Source organism: Rubrivirga halophila, assembly GCF_046845755.1.
GTDB lineage: Bacteria > Bacteroidota > Rhodothermia > Rhodothermales > Rubricoccaceae > Rubrivirga.
In genome coordinates, this window is the sequence record NZ_CP177357.1 from 39,065 (window position 1) to 53,806 (window position 14,742).

Annotated in this window: 12 protein-coding genes; 2 read left to right on the plus strand and 10 right to left on the minus strand. The window is 74.1% G+C overall.

Annotated features, from left to right (window positions below):
- Positions 1-4: 4 nt before the first annotated feature.
- The 4 genes from ACLIRP_RS00175 to folP all read right to left on the minus strand — a co-directional run bounded on the left by ACLIRP_RS00175 (position 5) and on the right by folP (position 3,442).
- A complete protein-coding gene (locus tag ACLIRP_RS00175) occupies positions 5-955 on the minus strand; it encodes a DUF368 domain-containing protein (protein ID WP_412061929.1) in 951 nt (316 codons plus the stop codon).
- Positions 956-1,050: 95 nt separating this feature from the next.
- Positions 1,051-1,701: a protein-L-isoaspartate(D-aspartate) O-methyltransferase gene (locus ACLIRP_RS00180; RefSeq protein WP_412061930.1), complete on the minus strand. Its 651-nt coding sequence runs from the start codon at positions 1,699-1,701 to the stop codon at positions 1,051-1,053.
- A complete protein-coding gene (gene cdaA, locus ACLIRP_RS00185; protein WP_412061931.1) occupies positions 1,698-2,558 on the minus strand; it encodes a diadenylate cyclase CdaA in 861 nt (286 codons plus the stop codon). The genes ACLIRP_RS00180 and cdaA overlap by 4 nt, the downstream gene beginning before the upstream one ends.
- Complete coding sequence (gene folP / locus ACLIRP_RS00190) at positions 2,555-3,442, minus strand: dihydropteroate synthase (protein ID WP_412061932.1); 888 nt, start codon at positions 3,440-3,442, stop codon at positions 2,555-2,557. The genes cdaA and folP overlap by 4 nt, the downstream gene beginning before the upstream one ends.
- Before the next feature lie 216 nt (positions 3,443-3,658).
- Here folP and ACLIRP_RS00195 point away from each other — a divergent pair, with 216 nt between their 5' ends.
- Positions 3,659-4,501, plus strand: coding sequence for an RNA polymerase sigma factor RpoD/SigA (locus tag ACLIRP_RS00195; RefSeq protein WP_412061933.1), 843 nt, complete (start codon positions 3,659-3,661; stop codon positions 4,499-4,501).
- A gap of 12 nt (positions 4,502-4,513) precedes the next feature.
- On the opposite strand, the gene ACLIRP_RS00200 is transcribed toward ACLIRP_RS00195, so the two are convergent.
- Positions 4,514-5,095, minus strand: coding sequence for a class I SAM-dependent methyltransferase (locus ACLIRP_RS00200; RefSeq protein ID WP_412061934.1), 582 nt, complete (start codon positions 5,093-5,095; stop codon positions 4,514-4,516).
- A 181-nt stretch (positions 5,096-5,276) separates the two neighbouring features.
- Here ACLIRP_RS00200 and ACLIRP_RS00205 point away from each other — a divergent pair, with 181 nt between their 5' ends.
- Positions 5,277-6,413 (plus strand): alanine racemase, encoded by a 1,137-nt coding sequence (locus ACLIRP_RS00205; RefSeq protein WP_412061935.1) that lies wholly within the window; start codon positions 5,277-5,279, stop codon positions 6,411-6,413.
- A 26-nt stretch (positions 6,414-6,439) separates the two neighbouring features.
- Here ACLIRP_RS00205 and ACLIRP_RS00210 read toward each other — a convergent pair whose 3' ends face one another.
- The 5 genes from ACLIRP_RS00210 to ACLIRP_RS00230 form a co-directional block, all read right to left on the minus strand.
- Positions 6,440-7,396, minus strand: a complete 957-nt coding sequence (locus ACLIRP_RS00210) for a DnaJ C-terminal domain-containing protein (protein WP_412061936.1) — start codon at positions 7,394-7,396, stop codon at positions 6,440-6,442.
- A gap of 69 nt (positions 7,397-7,465) precedes the next feature.
- Positions 7,466-9,376 (minus strand): TIGR00341 family protein, encoded by a 1,911-nt coding sequence (locus ACLIRP_RS00215; RefSeq protein WP_412061937.1) that lies wholly within the window; start codon positions 9,374-9,376, stop codon positions 7,466-7,468.
- A gap of 90 nt (positions 9,377-9,466) precedes the next feature.
- On the minus strand, positions 9,467-10,138 hold the full coding sequence (locus tag ACLIRP_RS00220; RefSeq protein WP_412061938.1) for a SixA phosphatase family protein: 672 nt from the start codon (positions 10,136-10,138) through the stop codon (positions 9,467-9,469).
- A 3-nt stretch (positions 10,139-10,141) separates the two neighbouring features.
- On the minus strand, positions 10,142-10,942 hold the full coding sequence (locus tag ACLIRP_RS00225; protein ID WP_412061939.1) for a Pycsar system effector family protein: 801 nt from the start codon (positions 10,940-10,942) through the stop codon (positions 10,142-10,144).
- A gap of 37 nt (positions 10,943-10,979) precedes the next feature.
- Positions 10,980-14,714, minus strand: coding sequence for a BamA/TamA family outer membrane protein (locus ACLIRP_RS00230; RefSeq protein WP_412061940.1), 3,735 nt, complete (start codon positions 14,712-14,714; stop codon positions 10,980-10,982).
- Positions 14,715-14,742: the final 28 nt, after the last annotated feature.

The following is a 14,742-nucleotide window of genomic DNA, read 5'->3' on the forward strand; positions in this document are numbered from 1 at the left end:
GAGGCTAGCTCGCGTGGACCTCGTCGTGCTCGGCCGCCAGCAGGTCGTCGCCGGCGTCGATGCGCCGCGCGCCCAGCACGACGAGCGTGGTGACGGCGACGAAGCCGAGGACGGCCAGCCCGAGCGCGAGCGGCCAGTCCGCGCCGGGCGCGAGCAGGACCGACGGGTCGGGGACGCGCTCGACAGCGCCGTCGGACGAGACGTGCTCGACGGTCCCGACCCAGGGCCACAGCGCGCGGAGCGAGCCCGCCAGCAGGCCGACCAGGACGGTCATCGTCAGGTCGTGGTAGCGGTCGAGCAGCCAGCTTAGGCCCTTCGCCGCGAGCCCCAGCCCCAGCCCGGCGCCGAGCGCGAACGTGGCGACGTACGCGACGTCGAGCGAGCGGAGCGCCTCCAGCGTCGTCCGGTACAGCCCGAAGACCTCCAGCAGAAACGCGCCGCTGACGCCGGGCAGGATCATCGCGTTGATGGCGACGGCGGCCGTGCCCGCGATCCGGAAAAAGCCGGGGTCGGCGGCGTCGCCGGAGCGGGGCAGGCCGACGAGCACGAACGCGACGACGGCGCCTACGACGGCGGCGGCGACGTGCCAATTCTGATGCGTCCGGCGCTCGCGCCACGGGACGACGAGGCTGGCGCCGACGAGCCCGAAGAAGAGGGCGCGGCACTCGACGGGGTAGCGCTCCAGCAGCTCAGGCACGAACAGCGACCCGATGCCGATCGCGGTGAAGATGCCGGCCGCGAGCGGCAGCAGCAGCCCCCACTCGAGCGCGCGCATCTGGGCGAACCCGTCTCGGAACCGCCCCCGCGCGAGCGTGAGGACGGCCGAGAACGCCTCGCCGATGGCGTTGATGAGCGCCTTGTAGACGCCGACGATGAGCGCCATCGTGCCGCCGCTGACGCCGGGAATGATGTCGGCGCCGCCCATGAGGAGGCCCTGGAGGTAGTGGCGGAGCATCTGGAGGAGAGGAGGGGTCGGGGGGAGGAGACGAGGACGCCGGGCCCTCTGCGCTGGGGCGGGCGGGTCGCCGATCGCCGACGACCAACGACGGGCTACCCTCGCACGAGGGGGACGAACAGGACGCCGTCGAAGGTCTCGTCGACCAGGCCCGTCGCCGTGTTCGTGAAGCGGTGCAGCGTCTGGCGCTTGGGCGGGCCGACGGGGATGAGCAGGCGGGCGTCGGGCTTGCCCGCAGCGGGGGGGCGGAGCTGCTCGACGAGCTCGTTGGGGACGACGGCGCCGCCGGCCGTCACGATGATGGCGTCGAACGGTGCGTAGCCGGGCCAGCCGTACGTCCCGTCGCCCTCGCGCGTGCGGACGCGGAGGCCCAGCTCGCGCAGGATCGGGACGGTCCGCTGCAGGAGGGGCGCGTGGCGCTCGACGGAGAACACGCGTGCGCCGAGCTCGGTGAGCACGGCGGCCTGGTAGCCGCTGCCGGTGCCGATCTCGAGCACGCGCTCGCCGTCCTGAACCGCCAGCAGCTCCGTCATCCGGGCGACGGTGAACGGCTGCGAGATCGTTTGGCCCTCGCCGATGGGGAGGGCCACGTCGTCGTAGGCCTGCTGGTGGAGGCCCGTGTCCGGGATGAAGCGGTGGCGGGGCACGCGCCCGACGGCCGCGAGCACGCGCTCGTCGGCGATGCCCTTGTCGCGGAGGTCGTCGACCAGTCGGGAGCGGGCGCGGGCGGCTTGGCGGTCGGTCACGGAGGGTCGGGCGTGTCGGGCGGCGTCTCGGGCACGTCGTCGGTGGCGGGCGTCTCGCGGCGGTCGGGCGAGAAGGCGTCCAAGAGGCGCTGCTCGACCTCGGGGATCGTCAGGCCGACGTCCAAGCGGCCGTTCTCGGCGACCGAGATCTTGCCGGTCTCCTCGCTCGTCACGATCACGAACGCGTCGGTCCGCTCGGTGAGCCCGACGGCGGCGCGGTGGCGCAGGCCGAGGTGCGGGTCGAGCCCGCGCGCGTCGGAGACGGGCAGGATGCACCGCGCGGCCTCGACCTTCTGGCCCTGCACGATGACGGCGCCGTCGTGCAGGGGCGAGTTGGGAAAGAAGATGGCCGTGAGCAGGTCGCGCTCGACGTCGGCCGAGATCTGGGTCCCGGACTCGATGTAGTTGCGCAGGCCGGTGCTTCGGGCAAACGCGATCAGCGAGCCGACGCGGTCCCGACTCATCTCCTCGAGCGCGGCGACGACCTCGTCGGTGATCTTCTGCCGGGGCGGCTGGGTCACGAGGCGGCGCACGATCGGGTTGCGGCCGAGCAGGAACAGCGCTTGCCGGATCTCGGGCGCGAACAGGATCAGGACCGCCAGCACGAACACGTCGCCGACCGCCCCGAACAGCGTGGTCAGCGTCGTCAGCCCGGCCGCGCGGACGACCTCGTTGACGGCGTACAGGCCGAGCAGCGCGACGGCCACCTGGACGGCAATCGTGCCCCGGATCAAGCGGTAGGCCTGGTAGACGATGATCGCCGTGACGAGTACGTCGAGCAGGTCGAGCCAGCGGACCGGGACGAAGCCGATGCGGACGCCCTCCTGCATGGCGAGGGCGAGGGACAGCGCACTCATCGGCCTGCCTCGAGTGCCGCCGCGACGAGTCGGACGGCGTCGACGGTCTCGGGCACGTCGTGGGCGCGGACGATGCCGGCGCCGCGCGCGACGGCGAGCGCCGCCAGCCCCAGCGACCCGGCCAGCCGCCCGCCGACCGGCGCGGGCGTGCCGCCACTCGCGAGGACGGTGCCGATCGTGCTCTTGCGCGAGACGCCGACCAGCACGGGCCAGCCCTCGGCCACGAGTCGGTCGAGGCGGGCGACCAGGCGGAGGTTCTGCTCGGGCGTCTTGCCGAACCCGAAGCCGGGGTCGACGACCACGTCCGCCACGCCCGCCCCGTGGGCGGCGGCGACCGAGCGGCGCAGGCTCGCGATCACGTCCTCGACCACGTCGCCGTAGGCGTCGGGCGGGGCGCTCCCGCCCGTCTTCGCGAGCCCGTGCATGACGACGAGCGGGGCGCCGTAGTCGGCCGCCGCGCGGGCGGTCCCGACGCCCTCCCGGAGGCCGGTCACGTCGTTGACGAGGTGGGCGCCCGCCCGGAGCGCGGCGCGCGCCACGGCGCCCTTTGTGGTGTCGACCGAGATGAGCACGTGGGGCACGGCGCGGGCAATCCCCTCGACGACCGGGACCACGCGCGCCAGCTCCTCGTCGAGCCCGACCGGCTCGGCGCCCGGCCGGGTCGACTCGCCGCCCACGTCGACGATCGCCGCGCCCGCCTGGGCCATCGCGGCGGCGCGCTCGACGGCGGCCTCGGTGCTCGCGTAGCGCCCGCCGTCGGAGAACGAGTCCGGCGTGACGTTCAGGATCCCCATCACGTGCGCCGCGCCGGGGCCGACTGCGAGCGCACGCCCTCGGCAGTCCAGCACGCGGGTGTCGGTGGGGGCGGGCGGGGCGTGCGTCATCGGGCGGGAGGGGGCCGCAAATCTACGACGGCGCAGCGTCGGGCCCGGCCCCGCGTGATCCCAAGCGTTCCCCCTACGGGACCTTGCGCCTTCACGATTCGTACATGAGAACCCGGTCCGCTGTACGTTCTGGACCCCCGTTGTTCACGCCGCCCCTCTCGGCTCCACCCAGCCCGACTGCCGTTCGTCTCACCAGCCGCCCCCCCCGGCCGCGCCATGTACGTCCCCCCAAGCCAGCGGATGCTGGATCAGTACCTCCAGGAGATCGGCCAGATCCCCCTGCTGACGGCCGAGGACGAGGTGCGCCTGACGCGGCGCATCAAGACGGGCGACGAGGAGGCGCTGCACCAGATGGTCCGGGCCAACCTGCGGTTCGTGGTCTCGGTCGCCAAGCGGTACCAGGGGCAGGGCCTGTCGCTGGCGGACCTCATCAACGAGGGGAACTACGGGCTCATCAAGGCGGCCAAGCGGTTCGACGAGACGCGCGGGTTCAAGTTCATCTCGTACGCCGTGTGGTGGATCCGGCAGGCGATCCTGCAGGCGCTCGCGGAGCAGTCGCGGACGGTGCGGCTGCCGCTCAACCGGATCGGGACGATCTCGAAGATCCGCAAGGCCTCGGCGCGGCTGGCGCAGACCTACAAGCGGCCCCCGAACGTGCAGGAGCTGGCGGAGGAGCTCGACCTGCCGTTGCACAAGGTGGAGGACGCGCTCCGCCACCAGGCGCGCTCGCTGTCGGTCGACGAGCCGTTCGGCGACGACGACGACAACAGCCTGCTCGACGTGCTGGAGGGGGCGGCCTCGGTGCCGCCGGACGAGCTGCTCGTCGGCCAGAGCGTGACGTCCGACATCGAGCGGGCGCTCCAGACGCTGTCGCCGCGCGAGGCCGAGATCACGCGCCTCTACTTCGGGATCGGCCGCGAGACGGCGATGACCCTGGAGGAGATCGGCCAGGAGTACGAGCTGACGCGCGAGCGCGTCCGCCAGATCAAGGAGAAGGCGCTCCGCAAGCTCCGCCAGCGGGGCCGCCGGGCCGAGCTGCGCGGGCACATGAGCGAGTAGGACGCCGGGGTGCTAGTCGGGCGAGGTGGCCTTTTCGGCGACGTAGACGTCGTTCTGCCACGCGTCCGCATAGTGGCGCACCATGCGCATCCCGGCGCGCGCCAGCACGTCTCGGTACCCCACAGCCCCCAGCGAGACGTACCGAAAGGGGACCCCGTCCATCTCGCTCTCGGCCACCCCCCGGGAGCCGCCGGACGTGAACAGGAACCGGCCCGTCGGCGTCAGCCATTCGGCCACCTTCCGGATCGCCGTCGTCTGGTCGGCCTCGGACAAGTGGAACAGGACGCCCCACGCCACGACGGCGTCGAACGCCCCGCGTGCAAAGCGCGCGTCTTGGATCCGAGCACAGCGGACGGGGACGCCGGGGACGTGGGCCCGGAACTGCTCGACCATCGCCGGAGAGCTGTCGAGCGCCGTGACGGCGAGCCCCGCCCGCAAGAGGGTCTGGGAGATCGGGACGCCGTCGCCGCACCCGAGGTCGAGCACACGCGCACCGGGCGGGAGCGTCTCCGCGAAGGCGGTGAGGTCGGGGACGCCGACGTCGGGGCTCCGGGTCGCGGTGAACCACTCGGCGATCTCGTCATACTCGCGCATTCCAGAGGGGCAGCGTGGCGCGCGCGCCAGGCAGGGCGCGCAAGGGGTGGGGCGCGTGCCAGAATACATCGCTGCCCTAACGCGCCGGAGCGCCGCCTTCCCGGGTGCGACCCCGCCTCCGCACATTCCCGAGCACGCTGGCGCCACGCGACGGACCTTGCGGGCGGTCCCCCCGACGATCATGCCCGACACGCCCTGGTGGCACGTCCACCGCGACGCGCTCCTCGCGCTCGCCGCCGAGCGGACGCCCCGCTACGTCTACCACGTCGAGACGGCGCGCCAGCGGGCACGGGCGCTCCGCGCGGCCGTCCCATTTGCCCGGCCGCTCTACGCCATCAAGGCGAACGGCCACCCCGACCTGGTGCGGGCGCTCGCGGCCGAGGGGCTGCGGCCCGAGTGCGTGTCGCTGGCGGAGGTCGAGTACGTCCGCGAGCTGCTGCCCGACCTCGACCCGGGCGACGTGCTGTTCACGCCCAACTTCGCGCCGCGCGCCGAGGTCGAGGCCGCCCTCGCGCTCGGCGTCCGGGTGACGCTCGACAACGCGGCGTCGCTCGACGACTGGGCCGAGGTGTGGGCCGGGCACGACGTGTTCGTGCGCGTCGACCCGGGCACGGGGAAGGGCCACCACGCGCACGTCCGCACGGCCGGGACGGCGTCGAAGTTCGGCGTCGCGGCGGCCGACCTGCCGGCGCTCGCGGCGACGGCCCGCCGGCGCGGCGTCCGGGTCGTGGGGCTCCACGCGCACGTGGGCAGCGGGGTCGACGAGACCGACGCCTGGGCGACGACGGCGCGGACGCTCGCGGCGCACGCCGACGCGCACTTCCCGGACGCACGCGTCCTCGACGTGGGCGGCGGGATCCCGGTCTCGACCGGCGGCGCGGCGCCGTTCGATCTGGGGGCGGCGGGTGCGGCGCTGGCGGCGTTCCACGCCGAGCGGCCCGCGTTCGAGCTGTGGGTCGAGCCCGGCCGGTTTTTGGTGGCCGAGGCGGGCGTGCTGCTGGCGCGCGTGACGCAGGTCAAGCGCAAGGGCGAGGTCCGCTACGTCGGGCTCGACGCCGGGATGAACTCGCTCGTCCGGCCCGCGCTGTACGCGGCGCACCACGACATCGCGAACCTGTCGCGGCTCGGGGCGCCGGACGCCGGGCTCGCCGAGATCGTCGGCCCGATCTGCGAGACCGGCGACGCCTTCGCGCACGGCCGCCCGTTCCCCGAGGCGAGTGAGGGCGACGTGGTCGTGGTCGCCACAGCGGGCGCGTACGGGGCGGTGATGGCGTCGAGCTACAACCGCCGGCCGCCGGCCGACGAGGTGACGGTGTAGCGGATGGGACCGGAGCCGGGCGTGCGCTATGCCAGCCCGGCCGCGTCGGCCCACTGGCGGAGCCCCGCGGCCTGCTCATCCGAGAGGGTCGGGACGGTCACGTCCAGGACCACGTAGAGGTCGCCGCGGCCCTTGGCGGTCTCGACGCCCTGGCCCTTGACGCGGAGCCGCGTGCCGGGCTGGGTGCCGGGCTTGACCTTGAGGCGGACCGTCTTGCCGTCGGCCGTCGTCACCTCGCGCGTGGTGCCGAGCAGGGCCTCGATGGCCGAGATCGACTCGGTGACCTCGAGGTCGTCGCCGTCGCGTGCGAAGCGGCCGTGGGGCGTTACGCGGAAGGTCACGAACAGGTCGCCATTCGCGCCGCGCCCGCCTGGCGCCGGGTCGCCCTTGCCGGCCAGCTTGATCTTGAACCCGTCGCGGACGCCCTTGGGGATCGTGATGCGGACCGTCTCGCCCGACGGCGTGCGGAGCTCCTGGCGCCCGCCCGCGAGCGCCTCCTCGAACGAGATCCGCACCGTCGCGTCGACGTCGCGGCCGCCGCGGTACTGCGGCTCGGGGCCCGCGCCGCCGCCGAAGAACTGGTCGAAGATGCCGCCGAGCCCGCCGCCGCCGCCGCCGAAGGTGAACGCGTCGTCGGCCTGCCCCGGCCCGGCGCCCGTCGTGTCGACGCGGACGTAGGTGCCGTCCGGGGCACGGTAGAACCGGCCGTCGCGGGCGCCGCCGAACCCGTCGAACGGCGTGTTCTCGTAGCGGCCGCCGTAGGGGTCGCGGCGGGCGCGGTCGTAGGCCTTCCGCTTGGTCGCGTCGCCGACCACGTCGTAGGCCGCCTGGACCTCCTTGAACCGCTCCTCGGCGGCGGCGTCGCCGGCGTTGCGGTCGGGGTGGAAGTCCTGCGCCAGCTTGCGGTAGGCCTTTTTGATCTCCTTGGCCGAGGCGTCGTCGGCGACGCCGAGCGTGGCGTAGTGGTCGGGGGGCGTGGGCACGGAGGGGCGAGCTACGGGAGGGGCCCGGTGGTACCCCGATGGGGGGCAGGCCTGTTCCAGCGACCGGGGTCAGTCGGTCGAGAGCGAGTCGGGCGCCAGCGACAGCGAGGCCCGGGGCCGGAGGGTGTCGGGCCGGGCGCGGACGCGGTCGGCGGGGGCGCCCAGCCCGACGACGCGGGCGCGGGCGGTGCGGACGGCGGCGGTGTCGCCGGCGAGGGTGAGCCGGAGGCGGGGGTAGTCGGCCACGAGCGCCGCGAGCGCGGCCGTGCCGGCGGAGTCGGGGAGCGCGCGCGTGCCGAGCACGACGGCGCGCGTGCGGGCGGACGCCTCGTCGAGCCCGAGCGTCCGGGCGGCCTGGCGCGCCAGCAGCTCCTCGGCCTCGGCGGGGAGCCGCTGCGGCGCCGCGTACGCGACTTCCAGCCTCGGCGGCCCGCCCTCGGTCTCGACCCGGACCTCGCCACCGACGAGCCGGACGCCGTCGGGCAGCGCCAGCCCCCGGAGCGCCTGCGCCAGCCGGCCCCGGACCTCGGAGAGCGTGACCGGGATCGGCACCGGGCGCGGGTCGGCCGACGACCGCGCGGGGCTCGACGGGATCGCATCCGCGAACGAGGCGAGGTCGCCGGTCGACGCCAGCACCTGCTCGACCGTCAGCACGACGGGCTCCTCGGCCGCCGCCTCCAGCATCGCCGTCAGGTCGGCCTCAGCGTCGTCGCGGATCCACTCGGACGTGGCGACGCGCAAGCGGACCGTCGTGGTGGTGTCGCCCAGCGTCAGGTCGCGCTCGATGACGAACGCGCGGCCCGACTTTTCGAGCTCGGACTCGACGGCGTCGACGGCCGCGTTGACGCGCGCCTCGCGGACGAACTGGCCGAGCGAGGTCGTGAGCGGGACGGCCACGGCGGCCATGAACGCGACGACGAGCACGAACCGGCCCTGCGGCGTCGCCATGCCGGGCAGGCGGTCGAGCCATCGCATCCCGCTGACGCGCGCGGCGACGCCGGTCGCCTGGCCCTCGTCGTGCCACGCCCGCGCGGCCTCCACGACGTCCGTGCGGTGCATCCCGATCAGGAAGAACACGGCCATGCCGCTGAGCACGATGCCCGCGAGGTTGGCCCCGAACAGGAGCAGCGCGCCGCGCGTGAAGGCCCACTCGCCGACGGCGATCCCGAACCCGGCCACGCCGAGCGGCGGGACGAGCGCGACGGCCACGGCCACGCCTGGAATCGACGCCGAAAGCCGGGCCTCGCGCGAGGCCGTCACGACGGCGCCGGCCAGCCCGGAGAACACGGCGATGGCGAGGTCGAGCGTGGTCGGCCGCGTCCGGCTGGCGATCTCGGCGGTGACCGTCTGGAACGGGAGCAGCAACGTCAGCAGCGCCGCCAGCGCCACGATCCCGGCGGCGCCGAGCAGGACCGCCGCTGCTGTTTGGACGAACAGCCGGCCGTCGCCGACGGCGAGCGCCAGCGACAGGCCGAGGAGCGGGCCGAGAAGCGGGGCCACCAACATCGCACCGATCACGACGGCCGTCGAGTCGAGGACGAGCCCGAGCGTGGCGATGGCGCCGGAGAGCAGCAGGACGGCGAAAAACGGGACGTCGGTGTCGGTCGCGGCCTCGGCCGTCTCGCGGTAGAGCGCGGGGCGCTCCCAGGTGCGGATCCCGAACTGGCGCCGCGCCATCTCCTCGACGGCCGAGTCGGCGTCGGCGTCGGGGGCGTTGTCCAGGACGGGGTCGGGCTCGGCCGCCGAGAAGTCTTCGGCCTCGTCGTCGGGCTCGGCCTCGTCCACCTCCGCTCCGACGGCGCGCTGCGCGGATTCGGCTTGGTCGGCGGCGGTCTCGGCGTCCGCCTTCGCAGTCTCCGCGTCGTCGCGCGCGTGCTCGGCGGCGCTCGCAGCCCGTTGGGCGTCGTGGGCGGCCGCCTCCGCCTCCGCCTCGGCGCGGGAGGCGCCAGAGGGGCGGTCGGCGGAATCGTCGGGTGGCATCGCGAGCGGAAGGGGGGCGGTCAGTGCTCGCGCCCGCGCTCGGGCCCCGCGAGCGCGGTGGGTCAACGGGGCGGAGGGCGCTCGCGGCCGCTAGGCGGTCGGGTCGTCGGTCTCGGCGTCCGGCTGGCGGGGCTCGACGCCGCCGCGCGGGAGCGAGGTCGTCGGCTGGGGCGGGTCCTTGGGCGCGGCCGTCTTGGCGGCCTGCTTTTCGGCCTTCTTGCGGGCGTCGATGGCCTTGTCGATGGTCTTCTTGAGCTTGCGGTAGGCGTTCGGCCGCAGCGCGCTCGGCGCCAGCAGCGTCGCCAGCGTCCCGCGCCCGGCCGCCACGTCCGCCCACGTCTCGACCTCGACGTCGACGCGCGCCACGGCGGCCGTCTTCATCTCGACGCGCCCACCACCGATGAGCAACGAGACCAGCCCGCTCGATGTCGGCTCGTGGCCCACGACGACGACGGTGTCGGCGTCGTCGGGCTCGGCCTGGATCTCGGCGAGGACGGCCTGCGGCGTCGCCTCGTAGAGCGCGCCGGTGACGCGCGCGGCGCCGGTCCAGCCGCCCGCTTCGGCGGCGGTCGCCAGCGTCTCGCGCGCGCGGACGGCGGTCGAGGTGATCGCGCGGTCCGGCACGGCCCGCGCCGTCGTCAGGAAGCGGCCCATCTTGCGGGCGCCCTTCTGGCCGCGCTTCGCGAGCGGCCGCTCGTGGTCGCCCGCGTAGTCGGCGTCCCAGTCGGACTTCCCGTGGCGGAGGATCAGGATCGTCTTCATGGGCTAGGGCAGGATGCCGGTGGCGGCGTTCGGGGTGACGGGGGCGACCGGCAGCGACGAGCCGGAGGGATCGAAGAGGGCGGCGTACGTGAACACGATGATGAACCCGATGACGCCCACGACGAGGGCCACCAGGAAGGCGCTGTACGACCGCTGGAGCATCTCGTACTTCTTCTGGAGCACGCTCCCGACCCCGTAAATGTCCTTCATCATCATCTCGTAGGTCCGCGTCGAGTCCATCACGACCTCCTTGAGCGTGTCCACGAACTGCATCTCGCTCATGTGGCTGAAGTTGCCGAAGAAGAGGAGGTTCTTGCGCTGGTCGAGCACCTGGGTCGGCGTCACCATCGAGCTTTGGACGCGCGGGCGGGCTGCGAGCACGGCGAACACGAGCGAGATCAGGCAGCCCAGCAGGAACAGCGAGGTCGGGATCAGGAGCCAGGGGTTCTTCTCGATGCCCGGCGCGATCGACGCGATCATGATGGACACGATCAAGCCGTTGATCGAGATCATGATGTTGGCCTTGGCGTCGGCCAGCGACGAGAGGTCCATGTTGACCCGGTAGCTCGTCCGGAACAAGGTCTCGATGCCGCGCTTGGTGCCGAGCTCGGCGAGCGCCTGGTCGGCCGCCGAGACGGCGCCGCCGGACGGGCCGACGGCGGTCATCTCCTCGACCTTCTTCTTGTCCTTCTTCGCTTTCGCGGGCGTGTCGTCGGGCGTGACGGGCACGTCACGCGGGCCGGCCACCTGGCTCATGTCCATGGTGTCGCCAGCGGTGGGCGGGGTCGGGGTGTCGGTGTCCATGGCGGTGGGGGCGGGCGGGAGGATACGCGGCGCCGCGCTAGTAGGCGAAGCCGAGGCCGAAGGTCACGAGGGTCGCCTCGTCGGAGGCCCCGACGCTCAGGTTGACGACGGCGCGGTCGAGCACGCCGATCCACAGGGCGCCGCCGTAGCCGAGCTGGAGGCCGTCGCCGAGGTCGGGGTCGACGAGGTCGATGACGGCGGGGCAGAAGAGGTCCGGCGGGCATGTCCGCTGGGCGGGGTCGGCCCAGACGCGGCCGGCGTCGGCGAACCCGAGCACGCCCACGTTGAGCGGGAGCACGTAGGCGTCGAACGAGAACAGCTTGGCGCGGAGCTCGGCCGAGGCCGACGCGGCGGTCCGCCCGGCGAACCGCTCGCGGCGGTACCCGCGGACCGAGCCCGGCCCGCCGAGCACGGCGGCGTCGAAGAACGGGAAGTCGCCCACGAGGTGCTCGGCGCCGGCGCGGACGGCGAGGGTGAGCTGGGGCGCGAGCCGGACCGGGACGTACGCGGCGACCTCGCCGGCGACGGTCCCGTAGGCGTCGGCCTCGCCGCCGAGCCCGGCGAAGCCGGAGCCCTCGAGCGCAAAGCGCAGGCCCTGGCGCGGGTTGAGCGCGTTGTCGGACGTGGTCGCCGCCAGCCGGGCGAACCCGCCGCCGTGCGCCTGGCCCTCGAGCGAGGCGTCGGGCAGGTCGCCGACGGGCGTGCCGGGGGTCTGGAACTCGTTGCGGCCCGGATCCGCGTAGCGGAGGCTCGGCCCGACGACGAGGGTCAGCGACTCGCCGATGGGGACGCCGATGCCGGCGCGGCCCTGGATGCGGGCGAGGTCGACGCGGGCGATGTCGCCGTCGACGTTCGGGGAGCCGTTGCCGAGCCCGTAGAAGTTGCGGGCGTAGCGCGGCGTCGAGGCGAACGCGTCGACGTCGAGGTCGTAGCTGCCGATCGCCTCGCGCATCCGGCCGGTGTAGCCGCCCGCGAAGCCGCCCGTCGTCGTGGCGTAGTTGACGTAGACCGCGTGCGTCGCCGCGAACGGGCGGAGCCGGAAGCCGGGCACGTTCCACAACCGGGTGGCGCCGATGAGCACGCCGTCGGTCGAGCGGTAGCCGAGCGACGGGAACAGCTTTTTGTCGCCGAGCACGTGCTCGGTCGGGTCGTAGCGGTTGACGTCGGGGGCGTCGGAGCGGCGGTCCTCGACGTGGGGGCCGCCCTCGACGATCTCCAAGCCGTCGGGCGTGTCGTAGACGGCCACGTCGCCAGCCGGCGCGGTCATCTCGTCCTCGCCGGCCCCGCCGATCACGCGGACCGAGATCTCGCGCGGGCCGTCGCCGGTGATCCGGAACTCGTCGCGCCCGGCGAAGCCGTAGAGGCGGACCTCGCCGGTCTCGTCGGGCTGGAAGGTGCGGCTGTACAGCACGATCCCCGGGTCGCCGCCCTTGAGCGAGCGGACCGTCACGGCGAGCGCGCCGCCCGGCTGGCGGACGGCCTCGAAGAGCTCGCGCTCGTCGCTCCCGATCACGTCGACGACGCCGGCGTTGAGCTCGTAGTACTCCTCGGCGGCCCGCACCATCCCGTCGCGACGGCTGCGCAGCGCGTGCGTCCAGTAGTCGACGAGCTGGGGGTAGATCGGGTCGGGGAGCGCGCGGATCGAGCGGTCGATGGCGGCGTCGGTGAGCGCGGCCTGGAGGTCCCGCGCGACGGCGCGCCAGTCGTCGAGCGAGAGCTCGTTGAGGAAGCGGCGGTCCTGATAGAAGCCGTTCGAGGTCAGGCCCCGGATGCTCCCGTACTTCTCGCCGATGGGCTGCAGGCGGCGGTCGAAGACCTGGAGGGCCGGGAGGAAGAGCCCGCCGATGCCGTAGAAGGCGAAGTCGCGGTCGCGCGCGATGGGGCGGTACACCTTGCCCTTGGTGGCGTCGTCGCCGGTCAGGGTCGGGTCGAGCTCGCCGGGCTCGTACGCGGCCCAGCGCCACTGGTCGGCGTGGCGGTCCCAGTCGGAGAGCATCATGTCGAACAGCCGAGCGCGGAGGTAGGCGCGCTGGTCGACGCGGTGGTCCTGGTCCTCGCGCATCTCCTCGCGGAGCTTGGCAGCCGAGACCACGTCGGTCATGCCCTCGAAGCCGGGCACGTCCGACATGTCGTCGTCGGGGCGGATCTCGTAGAGCGCGAGCCGATTGGCGAACGTCTCGCGGTAGCGGCCCAGGCGGGGGTCGTCCGGGACGAAGACGATCTCGGGGTCGGGCTGGGGGACGCCCGCGGCGGTCGCGAGCGGGGCCGCGACGAGCGCGCCGTACGGGTTCATCGCCGCCCGCAGCTCGAGCACGATGTCGCCCACGAGCCCGTCGCGCAGGGCGTACGGGACCTGGGCCAGCCCGCTCTTCTCGAGGAGGCGCAAGCCGTACTCGTGGCCGTCGCCGCCCTGCAGGCGGAGCGACGTCGTCTGGAGCCCGCCGCCGCGCTTGACGGGCACGAGCCCGCCGGCCTCGGTCCCCAGGTCGATCGTCCGGAACGACACGGGCGTCTTCCAGACGTCGCGGTAGTTCTCGCCGAACACGGCGCGCGTGAACCCGTCGTTCTTGAACCGGTCGGTCACGAACCCGTCCTCGGCCGACTGCGTCACGACGGCGTCCACGTCGGGCAGGTCGGCGGGGTCGACGGCGTCGGGGACCTCGGTGTCGACGAGCTCGGCGTTCTCGCCGGAGACCTCGGCCCGGAAGACGACCGTCTCGGACCCGTCGGCGCCGACCTCGACGGTCTCGGCCCACAACCGGCCGTTCGTGTAGTAGACCAGCCGCTGGTAGCCCGGGGCGGACGACGTGTAGAGCGCGCCGCCGCCGCCGGCCACGGAGGCCTCGCCGCCGCCGGTCCCGGCGATGAGGTGGCGCTGGCGGCGGAGCGTGTTGATCTCGTCGTCGTAGTCCTGCAGGATGCGGTCGTGGCCGGCGGCCCAGACGAGCCCGTCGTGCGTGCTGGCGACGCGGCCGAGCGAGCTCCGCAGGGCGCGGTACCGCGTGGCCGCGAGGTCCTGGCCGCCGAGCCCGACGGTGCGGGAGGCGAGGCTGGCGACGGGGTTGGCGCGGTAGCCGCCGTAGGGGCCGCGCGAGATGAGGGGGTGGTGCGCGAGCACGACGATGCGCGAGTCGTCGCGGTCGAGGATGATCTGCTCCAGGATGCGGGCCACGTCCGCCGGGCCACGGACCTCCTGGTCCTCGGCCTCGCCGGCGGGCCGGTCGCGGTCGTCGAGCAGCCACCACGCCGTGTCGAGCGCGACGAGCCGCAGGCCCTCGGCGGGCTCCGACTCGCGCGGGCCGCCGGCCTGGTCGCCGGGCGTCAGGATGTCGTCGCCGAAGGCGTCGTCGAGCAGGTCCTCGAGCCGCTTGACGCCGTCCTCGCCGCGCTCCCAGTCGCGGTCGCCGGGGACGACGATCACATCCGCGTCGAGGCCACCGAGGGCGGCGATCAAAGCGCGGACCGGGGCCTCGGCGCGGGTGCGGTCGGGGTCGTCGGCGGCGGGGATCCCACCGGTCGTCACGTCGCCGAGCACGACGACGGTCGCGTCGTCGCCCGCGGCGCGGGCGGCCTCGGCGAGGGCGCGCAGGACGGGGCCGGGCGCGTCGCCGTCGAGGTCGCCGGTGTTGGCGGTCAGGAAGACGGTGTGGGCGACGTCGCCGGCGGGGAGCGGCGGGGCCGGCTCGGCGCGGCGCTCGGGCGCCACGTACGTCTGGGTCGTGGCGCACCCGGCGGCGAGGGCCACGATGGCGAGAAGAGCGAAGCGACGCATAGAGAGGGGCAGAGCGGACAGAAGGGGG

Bases quoted from the DNA above. Each gene is read 5' to 3' on its own strand.
- ACLIRP_RS00175 (WP_412061929.1), bottom strand. From the start codon at position 955: ATGCTCCGCCACTACCTCCAGGGCCTCCTCATGGGCGGCGCCGACATC.
- cdaA (WP_412061931.1), bottom strand. From the start codon at position 2,558: ATGAGTGCGCTGTCCCTCGCCCTCGCCATGCAGGAGGGCGTCCGCATC.
- folP (WP_412061932.1), bottom strand. From the start codon at position 3,442: ATGACGCACGCCCCGCCCGCCCCCACCGACACCCGCGTGCTGGACTGC.
- ACLIRP_RS00195 (WP_412061933.1), top strand. From the start codon at position 3,659: ATGTACGTCCCCCCAAGCCAGCGGATGCTGGATCAGTACCTCCAGGAG.
- ACLIRP_RS00200 (WP_412061934.1), bottom strand. From the start codon at position 5,095: ATGCGCGAGTATGACGAGATCGCCGAGTGGTTCACCGCGACCCGGAGC.
- ACLIRP_RS00205 (WP_412061935.1), top strand. From the start codon at position 5,277: ATGCCCGACACGCCCTGGTGGCACGTCCACCGCGACGCGCTCCTCGCG.
- ACLIRP_RS00215 (WP_412061937.1), bottom strand. From the start codon at position 9,376: ATGCCACCCGACGATTCCGCCGACCGCCCCTCTGGCGCCTCCCGCGCC.
- ACLIRP_RS00220 (WP_412061938.1), bottom strand. From the start codon at position 10,138: ATGAAGACGATCCTGATCCTCCGCCACGGGAAGTCCGACTGGGACGCC.
- ACLIRP_RS00225 (WP_412061939.1), bottom strand. From the start codon at position 10,942: ATGGACACCGACACCCCGACCCCGCCCACCGCTGGCGACACCATGGAC.
- ACLIRP_RS00230 (WP_412061940.1), bottom strand. From the start codon at position 14,714: ATGCGTCGCTTCGCTCTTCTCGCCATCGTGGCCCTCGCCGCCGGGTGC.